The sequence below is a fragment of the Vibrio mexicanus genome, from assembly GCF_001012815.1.
GTDB classification, from domain to species: Bacteria; Pseudomonadota; Gammaproteobacteria; order Enterobacterales; family Vibrionaceae; genus Vibrio; species Vibrio mexicanus.
The window spans coordinates 1-12,955 of sequence record NZ_JYJP01000011.1 but is presented as its reverse complement, the minus strand read 5'-3'; the positions used below and the strand labels follow the sequence as shown (position 1 = coordinate 12,955).

Annotated in this window: 8 protein-coding genes and 1 pseudogene; all 9 read left to right on the top strand. The window is 46.2% G+C overall.

Translation table 11 applies throughout. From position 1 onward, the window contains the following. Positions 1 to 242: 242 nt before the first annotated feature. Complete coding sequence (secE, locus tag UA76_RS01380) at positions 243 to 623, top strand: preprotein translocase subunit SecE (RefSeq protein ID WP_047042349.1); 381 nt, start codon at positions 243 to 245, stop codon at positions 621 to 623. A 12-nt stretch (positions 624 to 635) separates the two neighbouring features. After that, positions 636 to 1,184, top strand: coding sequence for a transcription termination/antitermination protein NusG (gene nusG, locus UA76_RS01375; RefSeq protein ID WP_047042347.1), 549 nt, complete (start codon positions 636 to 638; stop codon positions 1,182 to 1,184). A 145-nt stretch (positions 1,185 to 1,329) separates the two neighbouring features. Further along, the gene (gene rplK, locus UA76_RS01370) at positions 1,330 to 1,758 is read left to right on the top strand and encodes a 50S ribosomal protein L11 (protein ID WP_004747601.1); all 429 of its coding nucleotides are present in this window, start codon (positions 1,330 to 1,332) and stop codon (positions 1,756 to 1,758) included. A gap of 4 nt (positions 1,759 to 1,762) precedes the next feature. Beyond that, a complete protein-coding gene (gene rplA, locus UA76_RS01365; RefSeq protein ID WP_047042344.1) occupies positions 1,763 to 2,467 on the top strand; it encodes a 50S ribosomal protein L1 in 705 nt (234 codons plus the stop codon). A 248-nt stretch (positions 2,468 to 2,715) separates the two neighbouring features. After that, positions 2,716 to 3,210 carry a 50S ribosomal protein L10 gene (gene rplJ, locus UA76_RS01360; RefSeq protein ID WP_047042342.1) on the top strand — a complete coding sequence of 165 codons (495 nt, stop codon included), beginning with the start codon at positions 2,716 to 2,718 and terminating at the stop codon, positions 3,208 to 3,210. A gap of 59 nt (positions 3,211 to 3,269) precedes the next feature. Then, positions 3,270 to 3,638: a 50S ribosomal protein L7/L12 gene (gene rplL, locus UA76_RS01355; RefSeq protein WP_031493851.1), complete on the top strand. Its 369-nt coding sequence runs from the start codon at positions 3,270 to 3,272 to the stop codon at positions 3,636 to 3,638. 238 nt (positions 3,639 to 3,876) lie between these two features. Beyond that, positions 3,877 to 7,905, top strand: coding sequence for a DNA-directed RNA polymerase subunit beta (gene rpoB, locus UA76_RS01350; protein ID WP_047042340.1), 4,029 nt, complete (start codon positions 3,877 to 3,879; stop codon positions 7,903 to 7,905). 87 nt (positions 7,906 to 7,992) lie between these two features. Continuing rightward, a pseudogene (rpoC, locus tag UA76_RS01345) lies at positions 7,993 to 12,191 on the top strand (DNA-directed RNA polymerase subunit beta'). Positions 12,192 to 12,344: 153 nt separating this feature from the next. Beyond that, positions 12,345 to 12,955 (top strand): helix-turn-helix domain-containing protein (locus UA76_RS01340; protein ID WP_162198931.1); only part of this gene is annotated, 611 nt, incomplete at its 3' end.

Sequence of the window (12,955 nt, the reverse complement as noted above, 5' to 3'; positions counted from 1 at the left end):
CGAAAATCTTTGATTAAGATTTGACTAAACGCTAGTAAAAAGGGCATCATTTGATGCCCTTTTTCTGCGCTGAATAAAGAGTGACGCAGTTTCATACTGATCGTGTGCTCTTTGCAAAGAATTTTTGTGGGTAAGAAGTGTTCTCTTACGCATATAAAGTGTTGTGATGCAACGCAAAGGAATGTGCCTGCAACAGCGGGGTTATTGTCGTCTATATTTAAGACTTATCACAGGTTGGTTTTATGAAAGCAAATAATGCTGAAACTCCTGATAGCTCAAACGGTGCAGATACCTTTAAGTGGATTGTCGCTTTTGTACTGCTAGCCGCTGCTGTTGTGGGTAATTACCTGTACGGTGAAATGTCTGTAGTCATTCGTGCTGCAGGTGTTGTTGTTCTGATTGCTGCTGCACTTGGTGTTGCTGCAACAACAACGAAAGGTAAAGCTGCGATCAGTTTTGCTCGCGAATCTCGTATGGAAGTTCGCAAAGTAGTATGGCCTACACGCCAAGAAACTATGCAAACAACTTTGATCGTTCTAGCTGTAAGTATTGTAATGGCTTTAGCGCTATGGGGCATTGACGGCATTATGGTTCGTCTAGTGGCTCTAGCGACTGGAGTGTGAGGGTTCTAATTCATGAGTGAAGCTCCAAAAAAACGTTGGTATGTAGTTCAAGCTTTTTCAGGCTTTGAAGGTCGTGTAGCACAGTCGCTACGCGAGCATATTAAAATGCACAGCATGGAAGAACTGTTTGGCGAAGTGCTAGTCCCTACTGAAGAAGTAGTTGAAATGCGTGCGGGCCAACGTCGTAAAAGCGAACGTAAATTCTTCCCTGGATACGTGTTAGTGCAAATGATCATGAACGATGAATCATGGCACTTAGTACGTAGTATTCCACGTGTAATGGGCTTCATTGGTGGTACTTCTGACCGTCCTGCACCTATCACAGACAAAGAAGCTGACGCTATCTTGAATCGTCTTGAGAAAGCGAGCGAAGCTCCTCGTCCTAAGACTATGTTTGAAGCGGGTGAAGTGGTACGTGTTAACGATGGTCCATTTGCTGACTTCAACGGTACCGTTGAAGAAGTGGATTATGAGAAGAGCCGCATCAAGGTGTCTGTATCGATCTTTGGTCGTGCAACTCCTGTTGAGCTTGAATTTGGTCAAGTGGAAAAACTTGATTAAAAAAACACCTTTTTAAGGCTTGTTTAAGGCGCGAATTATGATTATAATTTCGCGCCTTTTTACAGGTCTGACTGTAAAAAGTTTTTACTGAAACACGGGGAGCCGACTACTTGGTTGGCGTTTGAACCCAAAATTAGGAAATATCATGGCTAAGAAAGTTGAAGCTTATATCAAACTGCAAGTTGCAGCAGGTATGGCAAACCCAAGTCCACCGGTTGGTCCTGCACTAGGTCAACACGGTGTGAACATCATGGAATTCTGTAAAGCGTTCAACGCAAAAACAGAATCTGTTGAGAAAGGTCTACCGACTCCAGTTGTTATCACTGTATACAACGACCGCTCTTTCACGTTCGTAACTAAGACTCCACCTGCTGCTGTTCTTCTTAAGAAAGCTGCTGGCGTTAAGTCTGGTTCTGGCCGTCCTAACACTGAAAAAGTAGGTACTGTAACTGACGCTCAGCTACAAGAAATCGCAGAAACTAAAGCTGCTGATATGACTGGTGCTGACATCGAAGCGATGAAACGTTCAATCGCTGGTACTGCTCGTTCAATGGGCCTAGTGGTAGAGGGTTAATAAGATGGCTAAACTAACTAAGCGCATGCGCGTAATCCGCGAAAAAGTTGAAGTAACTAAAGAATACGAAATCAACGAAGCTGTAGCTCTTCTTCAAGAACTAGCAACTGCTAAATTCGTTGAGTCTGTAGATGTTGCTGTAAACCTAGGCATCGATGCTCGTAAATCTGACCAGAACGTACGTGGTGCAACTGTACTACCTCACGGTACTGGCCGCGAAATCCGCGTTGCAGTGTTCACTCAAGGTGCAAACGCTGAAGCAGCTAAAGAAGCTGGCGCAGACATCGTTGGTATGGAAGATCTTGCTGAGCAAGTGAAGAAAGGCGAAATGAACTTTGACGTAGTTGTTGCTTCTCCAGATGCAATGCGCGTTGTAGGTCAACTAGGTACTATCCTAGGTCCTCGCGGTCTAATGCCAAACCCTAAAGTTGGTACTGTAACTCCTAACGTTGCTGAAGCGGTTAAGAACGCTAAAGCTGGTCAGGTTCGTTACCGTAACGACAAGAACGGCATCGTACACACTACTATCGGTAAAGCTAACTTCTCTGCAGAGCAGATCAAAGAGAACCTAGAGTCTCTTCTAATCGCTCTTAAGAAAGCTAAGCCATCTTCAGCGAAAGGTACTTTCCTGAAGAAAGTAAGCATCTCTACTACTATGGGTGCTGGTGTTGCTGTTGATCAAGCGAGCCTGAACACTCAAGCTAGCTAATTGATTTGCACAGGCGCGAAATTAGTGTATAATTTCGCGCCTAATTATTGTGGTTGGGTGATCTTTGAAGTGATTTGAAATCATCTATCCCAAGACCGTAGGTGCTGTAACTGATTCAGATATAGCTTAATTTTCCTACGTAGGCGATGTGGCGGTTTAGAACGAATTCGTTTGTTTTTCTAACACATCGTAAACGCTCATTACATACTGTGATGAGTGCTGTAATCACAACCAGAGGTTAATCCAAGATGGCATTAAATCTTCAAGACAAAAAAGCAATTGTTGCTGAAGTCAACGAAGCAGCCAGTGGTGCACTTTCTGCAGTTGTAGCTGATTCTCGTGGCGTTGAAGTTGGCGCGATGACTTCTCTACGTAAGCAAGCTCGTGAAGCTGGCGTTTACGTGAAAGTTGTTCGTAACACACTTGCACGCCGTGCGGTTCAAGGTACTGACTACGAGTGTCTAGCTGACACTTTCACTGGTCCTACTCTAATCGCATTCTCTAACGAGCACCCAGGTGCTGCAGCGCGTCTTTTCAAAGACTTCGCTAAAGAGAATAAAGAATTCGAGATCAAAGCTGCTGCATTTGAAGGCGCGGTTACTGATGCTGAAGTACTAGCGACTCTACCAACTTACGACGAAGCTATCGCACGCCTAATGATGTGCATGAAAGAAGCTTCTGCAGGCAAGCTGGTACGTACTATCGCTGCACTACGCGACCAGAAGCAAGAAGAAGCTGCTTAATCAGCTTGCTTTTTACTGGTTGCAAAATAAACTTATTGTTGACTTAAAAGAGAATTGTTATGTCTATTACTAACGAGCAAATCCTAGACGCAGTTGCAGAAATGTCTGTAATGCAAGTTGTTGAACTAATCGAAGCTATGGAAGAGAAATTCGGTGTATCTGCTGCTGCTGCAGTAGTTGCAGGTGGCGCAGCAGGCGGCGAAGCTGCTGCTGAGCAAACTGAATTCGACGTAATCCTAACTGCTGCTGGCGGTAACAAAGTTGCTGTTATCAAAGCAGTACGTGGCGCAACAGGTCTAGGCCTTAAAGAAGCTAAAGGTCTTGTAGACTCAGCTCCAGCACCTCTAAAAGAAGGCGTTGACAAAGCTGAAGCTGAAGCTCTTAAAGCTCAGCTAGAAGAAGCTGGTGCTTCTGTTGAAGTTAAGTAATTATTGCTTAATTTCTTAGCCTAATCGGCTAATGGCTGGTGGTTTTTTAACCACCGGCCTTTTTGCGCTGTAGGGTATGGACGAATTTTCCCGCTGTTTAAGCGTTCGTATCTAGCAAAAAACATTAAGATTCCTCATGGGGCTTAATGTCACTACATAAAAAACAGTTGTTAGTCACTGCCCCACTAATAAGGTGTCTGGGTGGTTTGGGTCACTTATCAGCGAGCTGAGGAACCCCATGGTTTACTCTTATACCGAGAAAAAGCGCATCCGTAAGGACTTTGGTACTCGTCCACAAGTTTTGGACATTCCATACCTGCTATCGATCCAGCTCGATTCGTTCGACAAGTTCATCGAACAGGATCCTGAAGGTCAATACGGCCTTGAAGCTGCTTTCCGTTCTGTATTCCCAATTCAGAGCTACAACGGCAATTCTGAGCTGCAATACGTTAGCTACCGTCTTGGTGAGCCAGTTTTTGACGTTAAAGAATGTCAAATCCGCGGTGTAACTTATTCAAAGCCACTACGTGTAAAACTACGCCTAGTTATCTTTGATAAAGACGCGCCAGCAGGTACTGTAAAAGATATTAAAGAACAAGAAGTCTACATGGGCGAAATTCCGCTTATGACAGACAATGGTACCTTCGTAATTAATGGTACCGAGAGGGTTATCGTATCCCAGCTGCACCGAAGCCCAGGCGTGTTCTTCGACAGCGATAAAGGTAAGACCCACTCTTCAGGTAAAGTTCTATATAACGCACGTGTAATTCCTTACCGTGGCTCATGGTTAGACTTTGAGTTCGATCCTAAGGACAACTTATACGTACGTATCGACCGTCGTCGTAAGCTTCCAGCTTCGATCATCCTTCGTGCACTAGGTAAAACTTCAGACGAGATCTTGGATCTTTTCTTCGAGAAAGTGAACTACGAAGTGAAAGACCAAACTCTAATGATGGAGTTGGTTCCAGATCGTCTGCGTGGCGAAACTAAAGCGTACGACATCGAAGCAAACGGCAAGGTGTACGTTGAAGCTGGTCGTCGTGTAACGGCTCGCCAGATCCGCCAACTAGAGAAAGACGGTGTTGAATTCATCGAAGTTCCAGTTGAAGAGATCGTAGGCAAAGTTGCATCGAAAGACTACATCAACGAAGCGACAGGCGAGATCATTGTTGGTGCAAACCAAGAGATCAGCCTAGAAGCGCTAGCGAACCTGTCTCAAGCTGGTCACAAAGCACTAGAAGTTCTATTTACGAACGATCTAGACCACGGCCCGTTCATGTCTGAAACGCTACGTATCGACAGCACTGTTGATCGTATTTCAGCATTGGTAGAAATCTACCGCATGATGCGCCCTGGTGAGCCGCCAACAAAAGAAGCAGCTGAAGCGCTGTTTGAAAGCCTATTCTTCTCAGAAGAGCGTTACGATCTATCGACTGTAGGTCGTATGAAGTTCAACAGCTCTATCGAACGTGAAGATGCTGGCGAGCAAGGCACTCTAGACGAAACCGACATCATCGAAGTGATGAAGAAACTGATCGCGATCCGTAACGGTAAAGGCGAAGTGGACGATATCGACCACCTTGGCAACCGTCGTATCCGTTCTGTTGGTGAAATGGCAGAAAACCAATTCCGTGTTGGTCTAGTTCGTGTAGAGCGTGCTGTTAAAGAGCGTCTAAGCCTTGGTGATCTTGATGCAATCATGCCTCAAGACCTAATCAACGCTAAGCCAATTTCTGCGGCAGTTAAAGAATTCTTCGGTTCTTCACAGCTTTCACAGTTCATGGACCAAAACAACCCTCTATCAGAAGTAACGCACAAGCGTCGTATCTCTGCATTGGGTCCTGGTGGTCTAACTCGTGAACGTGCTGGCTTCGAAGTACGTGACGTACACGTAACTCACTACGGTCGTCTATGTCCTATCGAAACTCCGGAAGGTCCGAACATCGGTCTAATCAACTCGCTATCTGCGTTTGCACGTTGTAACGAGTACGGTTTCCTAGAAACTCCGTACCGTCGTGTTGTAGATGGTGTTGTAACAGACGAAGTCGATTACCTATCTGCAATCCAGGAAGGTCAATTCGTTATCGCGCAGGCAAACACTGTTCTTACTGAAGAAGGTACGTTTGCTGAAGAGCTGATCACTGCTCGTCAAAAAGGTGAATCTGGTCTTCACCCTCGCGAACATGTTAACTACATGGACGTTGCGACTAACCAGGTAGTATCTATCGCTGCATCGCTTATCCCGTTCCTAGAACACGATGATGCGAACCGTGCATTGATGGGTGCGAACATGCAACGTCAGGCAGTTCCAACACTTAAGGCTGATAAGCCTCTAGTTGGTACTGGTATCGAGCGCAACATCGCTGTTGACTCGGGTGTTACTGCTGTTGCTAAGCGTGGTGGTGTAATCCAGTCTGTAGACGCATCTCGTATCGTAGTTAAGGTTAACGAAGATGAGCTGATTCCTGGCGAAGCGGGTATCGACATCTACAACCTAACGAAATACACGCGTTCTAACCAGAACACTTGTATCAACCAGCGCCCAACTGTAATGCCAGGTGAACCTGTTGCACGCGGTGACGTTCTTGCTGATGGTCCTTCAACAGACCTTGGTGAGCTAGCGCTTGGTCAAAACATGCGTATCGCGTTCATGCCTTGGAACGGTTACAACTTCGAAGACTCGATCTTAGTATCTGAGCGCGTAGTTCAAGAAGACCGCTTCACGACTATCCACATCCAAGAGCTTTCTTGTGTGGCGCGTGATACTAAGCTGGGCTCTGAAGAGATCACAGCTGATATTCCAAACGTAGGTGAATCTGCTCTGTCTAAACTAGACGAGTCAGGTATCGTTTACATCGGTGCTGAAGTTAAGGGTGGCGACATCCTAGTTGGTAAAGTAACGCCTAAAGGCGAAACGCAACTGACTCCTGAAGAGAAGCTACTACGCGCAATCTTCGGTGAAAAAGCATCTGACGTTAAAGATACGTCACTACGTGTACCAAACTCTGTTTCAGGTACCATCATCGACGTTCAAGTCTTCACTCGCGATGGCGTAGAGAAAGACAAGCGTGCGCTTGAAATTGAACAGATGCAGCTGAAAGAAGCGAAGAAAGACCTAACCGAAGAATTCCAAATCTTCGAAGGTGGTCTACTTGCTCGTGTTCGCGCTGTACTGCTACAAGGTGGTTACTCTGAAGCTAAGCTTGACTCTATCGATCGTAAGAAGTGGCTAGAGCAAACGCTAGAAGACGACGCGCTACAATCACAGCTTGAGCAACTTGCTGAGCAGTGGGATGAGCTAAAAGCTGATTTCGAAGACAAGTTCGAAACTAAGCGTCGTAAGATCACTCAAGGTGATGATCTAGCACCTGGCGTACTGAAGATCGTTAAAGTTTACCTAGCGGTTAAGCGTCGCATCCAGCCGGGTGATAAGATGGCCGGTCGTCACGGTAACAAGGGTGTAATCTCTAAGATCAACCCTGTTGAAGACATGCCATACGATGAGAAAGGTCAGCCTGTCGACATCGTACTGAACCCACTGGGTGTACCATCGCGTATGAACATCGGTCAGATCCTAGAAGTACACTTAGGTCTGGCGGCGAAAGGTATCGGTGACAAGATCAACCAAATGGTTAAAGAACAGCAAGAGCTTGCGAAATTCCGCGACTTCCTGCAGAAAGTTTATGACCTAGGTGAAACTCGTCAAACCGTCGATATTGCATCTCTATCAGATGACGAAGTACGTACATTGATCAAGAACCTACGTGGCGGTCTACCAATCGCAACACCGGTATTTGACGGTGCGTCTGAAGCATCTATCAAAGAGCTATTGAAACTGGGTGACCTACCAGAATCTGGTCAGCTAACTCTGTTTGATGGTCGCACCGGTGATGCGTTTGAGCGTCCTGTAACTGTAGGTTACATGTACATGCTGAAACTAAACCACCTTGTTGATGACAAGATGCACGCTCGTTCAACTGGTTCTTACAGCCTAGTAACTCAGCAACCACTTGGTGGTAAAGCTCAGTTCGGTGGTCAGCGTTTCGGTGAGATGGAAGTATGGGCACTAGAAGCTTACGGTGCTGCTTACACGCTACAAGAAATGCTAACAGTTAAGTCGGATGACGTTAACGGCCGTACTAAGATGTATAAGAACATCGTAGATGGCAACCACAGCATGGAACCAGGCATGCCTGAATCGTTCAACGTATTGTTGAAAGAGATTCGCTCGCTAGGTATCAACATCGAGCTAGAAGACGAAGAGTAATCCGAATTTCTTAGGAAATCGTTGGATTATTGGTAGAAAGCAGCCTGGATTGAACGGGCTGCTTTTAACTCCTTACAGGAGCTGATTGTGAAAGACTTATTAAACTTTCTAAAAGCACAGCATAAGACCGAAGAATTTGATGCAATCAAAATCGGTCTATCTTCACCAGACATGATCCGTTCATGGTCTTTCGGTGAAGTTAAAAAGCCTGAGACTATCAACTACCGTACGTTCAAACCGGAACGTGATGGTCTGTTTTGTGCGCGTATCTTTGGCCCAGTTAAAGACTACGAATGTCTATGTGGCAAATACAAGCGTCTGAAACACCGTGGTGTTATCTGTGAGAAGTGTGGCGTAGAAGTTACACAAACTAAAGTTCGTCGTGACCGTATGGGCCACATCGAGCTTGCTTCACCAGTTGCTCACATCTGGTTCCTAAAATCACTGCCGTCTCGTATCGGTCTACTAATGGATATCCCTCTACGTGATATCGAACGTGTTCTTTACTTCGAAATGTACGTAGTAACTGAACCAGGTATGACTGATCTAGAAAAAGGTCAGATGCTAACTGAAGAAGAGTATCTGGATCGTCTAGAAGAGTGGGGTGATGAGTTCACTGCTAAGATGGGTGCGGAAGCGATCAAAGATCTGCTTTCAACAATGGACCTAAATCAAGAAGCAGAAGAAATGCGCGAAGAGTTAGAAACGACTAACTCTGAAACTAAGCGTAAGAAAATCACTAAGCGCCTGAAGCTAGTAGAAGCGTTTGTTCAGTCTGGTAACAACCCAGAGTGGATGATCCTAACAGTGCTTCCGGTTCTGCCACCAGATCTACGTCCTCTAGTACCACTAGATGGCGGTCGTTTTGCGACTTCAGATCTGAACGACCTATACCGTCGTGTGATTAACCGTAACAACCGTTTGAAGCGTCTTCTAGAGCTAGCGGCTCCGGACATCATCGTACGTAACGAAAAGCGTATGCTGCAAGAGTCTGTTGATGCACTTCTAGACAACGGTCGTCGCGGCCGCGCGATCACAGGTTCTAACAAGCGTCCTCTGAAATCTCTTGCTGATATGATCAAGGGTAAGCAAGGCCGTTTCCGTCAGAACCTTCTAGGTAAGCGTGTAGACTACTCTGGCCGTTCTGTAATCACAGTAGGTCCATACCTTCGTCTGCACCAGTGTGGTCTTCCTAAGAAGATGGCACTTGAGCTATTCAAACCATTCATCTACAGCAAGCTAGAAACTCGTGGCATGGCTACGACAATCAAAGCTGCTAAGAAGATGGTAGAGCGTGAAGAAGCGATCGTTTGGGATATCCTAGACGAAGTAATCCGTGAACACCCAGTACTGCTTAACCGTGCACCTACGCTTCACCGTCTAGGTATCCAAGCGTTTGAACCAGTACTAATCGAAGGTAAAGCGATCCAGCTACACCCACTTGTGTGTGCGGCATATAACGCGGACTTCATGGTGACCAAATGGCGGTACACGTGCCTCTAACTCTAGAAGCACAGCTTGAAGCTCGTACTCTAATGATGTCGACCAACAACATCCTTTCACCAGCATCTGGTGATCCGATCATCGTACCTTCTCAGGACGTTGTATTGGGTCTTTACTACATGACTCGTGAAATGATCAACGCGAAAGGTGAAGGTATGTACCTTGCTGGCCTGAAGAGGCTGAGAAGGCATACCGTACTAAGACTGCTGAGCTGCACGCTCGCGTTAAAGTACGTATCACTGAAACGGTTGTTGATGAAGACGGCAACAGCACAACTGAAACTAAGATGGTTGATACCACTATCGGTCGTGCGATGCTTTGGTCAATCGTACCAGCAGGTCTACCGTACAGCCTAGTTAACCAGAAGTTGGGTAAGAAGCAGATTTCTACTCTACTTAACGAGGCATACCGTAAGCTTGGTCTTAAAGACACAGTAATTTTCGCTGACCAAATCATGTACACAGGTTTTGCTTACGCGGCACTATCTGGCGTATCTGTAGGTATCGAGACATGGTTGTACCTGATGCGAAATACACTGAAATCTCTGAAGCTGAAGAAGAAGTACGCGAAATCCAAGAGCAATTCCAATCTGGTCTTGTAACTGCGGGTGAGCGCTACAACAAAGTTATCGATATCTGGGCGTCTACCAACGACCGCGTTGCGAAAGCGATGATGGATAACCTATCTTCAGAAACTGTGATTAACCGCGATGGCGAAGAAGAGCAGCAAGAGTCGTTCAACAGCATCTACATGATGGCAGACTCGGGCGCTCGTGGTTCTGCAGCGCAGATTCGTCAGCTAGCTGGTATGCGTGGTCTGATGGCTCGTCCAGATGCTCAATCATCGAAACGCCAATCACAGCGAACTTTAAAGAAGGTCTAAACGTACTTCAGTACTTTATCTCAACGCACGGTGCTCGTAAGGGTCTTGCGGATACGGCACTGAAAACAGCGAACTCGGGTTACCTAACTCGTCGTCTAGTAGACGTTGCTCAAGACGTTGTTGTAACTGAACATGACTGTGGCACTCATGAGGGTGTTGACATGATGCCTCACATCGAGGGTGGTGATGTTAAAGTTGCACTAACTGAGCTAGCACTAGGTCGTGTTGTTGCTGAAGACGTTCTTAAGCCAGGTACAGAAGATGTTCTGATCCCACGTAACACTCTAATTGATGAGAAGTGGTGCCAGATCATGGAAGAGAACTCAGTAGACAGCATGAAAGTGCGCTCTGTCGTTACTTGTGATTCTGACTTCGGTTGTTGTGCACAGTGTTACGGCCGTGACCTAGCACGTGGTCACCTAGTGAACCAAGGTGAAGCAGTGGGCGTAATCGCTGCTCAGTCTATCGGTGAGCCGGGTACACAGCTTACGATGCGTACGTTCCACATCGGTGGTGCGGCATCTACTGCAGCAGCAGAGAACAGCATCCAAGCTAAGACTACAGGTACTGTTAAGCTTCATAACGCTAAGTTTGTTATCAACAAAGATAAGAAACTGGTTATTACTTCTCGTGCATCTGAACTTACTATCATTGATGAGTTCGGTCGTACGAAAGAGAAGCACAAACTGCCTTACGGTTCGATCCTAGGCAAAGGTGACAGCGACGCAGTAACAGCTGGTGAAGTTGTTGCTAACTGGGAAGCGCACACCATGCCAATCATCACTGAAGTGGCAGGTCGCATCCAGTTCGTAGACATGATCGACGGCGTAACAGTATCTCGTCAGACAGATGACCTAACAGGTCTATCTTCTTCTGAAGTGACTGACGCGGCAGCTCGCCCAGCAGCAGGTAAAGATATGCGTCCAGCTATCAAACTTGTTGATGAGAACGGTAACGATGTAATGATCCCTGGTACTGATATGCCAGCTCACTACTTCCTACCAGGCAAAGCGATCGTGAACATGGAAGACGGCGCAGAAGTGGGTATCGGTGATACTCTAGCTCGTATTCCTCAGAAGTCTGGCGGTAACAAAGATATTACCGGTGGTCTACCACGAGTTGCTGACCTATTCGAAGCACGTAAGCCGAAAGAGCCTGCGATCCTTGCTGAGCACACAGGTACTGTGAGCTTCGGTAAAGAGACTAAAGGTAAGCGTCGTCTAGTTATCACTCGCGAAGGCGGTGAGACTTACGAAGAGATGATTCCTAAGCATCGTCAGCTTAACGTATTCGAAGGTGAGAAGATCGAGCGCGGTGATGTAATCGCTGATGGTCCAGAGACTCCACATGACATTCTACGTCTACGTGGTATCCACGCTGTGACTCAGTACATCGCAAACGAAGTACAAGAAGTTTACCGTCTACAAGGCGTTAAGATTAACGATAAGCACATTGAAACTATCGTTCGTCAAATGCTACGTAAGTGTACTATTACACACGCAGGTGACTCTGAGTTCCTACCAGGTGAGCAAGTTGAGTACTCTCAAGTTAAGATCGCTAACCGTGAACTAGTTGCAGAAGGTAAAGAGCCAGCTGGCTTTGAGCGTGAGCTTCTAGGTATCACTAAAGCATCTCTAGCAACTGAGTCGTTCATCTCTGCGGCATCGTTCCAGGAGACAACTCGCGTACTAACAGAAGCGGCAGTTTCTGGTAAGCGTGATGATCTACGTGGTCTGAAAGAGAACGTAATTGTTGGTCGTCTAATCCCAGCAGGTACAGGTTTCGCATACCACCAAGAGCGTCAAGCTAAGCGCGACGAAGCTCAGGAAGGTCCATCAGCTGAACAAGCGACGGATAACCTAGCTGCTCTACTTAACGCTGGTTTCTCTTCAGACGAATAAGTCTCTAGACAATCAAAGTTAAGATAGACAAAAAAGGCACCTTAGGGTGCCTTTTTTATGGTTCTTCGCAGATTAGCGGGAAGTGAAAATAAAAACGGTAGTTAGTGGTAAGGTTACATCGCCAAACACAACCTTTCACAGACTACCGTTTTCATGCCGAATAATACTTTCCTATCGTCATTCTGGGAAGGCTTTCAGATCGTAAAGTCTCATAAAACTGACGCATTAATATCTATCACCCTAATTCCTGACTCCATTGCATTCTGCCCTTGCGGTAGAGCCTCTGAGTCTATCCACGATACTCAGTGGCGAACGCTCAAAGAAGCGATGATTCTAAGCACTCCTGTCGAGTTACTCGTCCAGACTCGACGTATCAAATGCTTTAGCTGTGGCATTAAAACTGAAGCCATCTCTTGGGTTAAGCCATACTCGCGTCTCACTAACCGGCTGGTTGAATACATTGAAAAGCTACTACCACTTTTACCAATCAAGCATATTTCTGAGCTTACTGGTGTGCACCGGCACACCATTAAAGAGGTGGATAAGCAACGCTTAAAGCGTGTGGTTCCTGACGTTCCATGGAGTCAGTTACGTCAACTTGTCATGGATGAATTTGCCATATTCAAGGGGCATCGTTATGCCACGGTTATCGCAGATGCACAAACGCACCAAGTGCTCTGGATTGGTCTAGGTAGAGCACGCAAGGACATACGTCCCTTCTTTGAAACTCTTGGAGAATACGCTCAAAATGTCGAAGTTGTGGC

What these genes read in the sequence shown, in the direction of transcription:
- secE (WP_047042349.1), top strand. Translation starts at nt 243, where the DNA reads ATGAAAGCAAATAATGCTGAAACTCCTGATAGCTCAAACGGTGCAGAT.
- nusG (WP_047042347.1), top strand. Translation starts at nt 636, where the DNA reads ATGAGTGAAGCTCCAAAAAAACGTTGGTATGTAGTTCAAGCTTTTTCA.
- rplK (WP_004747601.1), top strand. Translation starts at nt 1,330, where the DNA reads ATGGCTAAGAAAGTTGAAGCTTATATCAAACTGCAAGTTGCAGCAGGT.
- rplA (WP_047042344.1), top strand. Translation starts at nt 1,763, where the DNA reads ATGGCTAAACTAACTAAGCGCATGCGCGTAATCCGCGAAAAAGTTGAA.
- rplJ (WP_047042342.1), top strand. Translation starts at nt 2,716, where the DNA reads ATGGCATTAAATCTTCAAGACAAAAAAGCAATTGTTGCTGAAGTCAAC.
- rplL (WP_031493851.1), top strand. Translation starts at nt 3,270, where the DNA reads ATGTCTATTACTAACGAGCAAATCCTAGACGCAGTTGCAGAAATGTCT.
- rpoB (WP_047042340.1), top strand. Translation starts at nt 3,877, where the DNA reads ATGGTTTACTCTTATACCGAGAAAAAGCGCATCCGTAAGGACTTTGGT.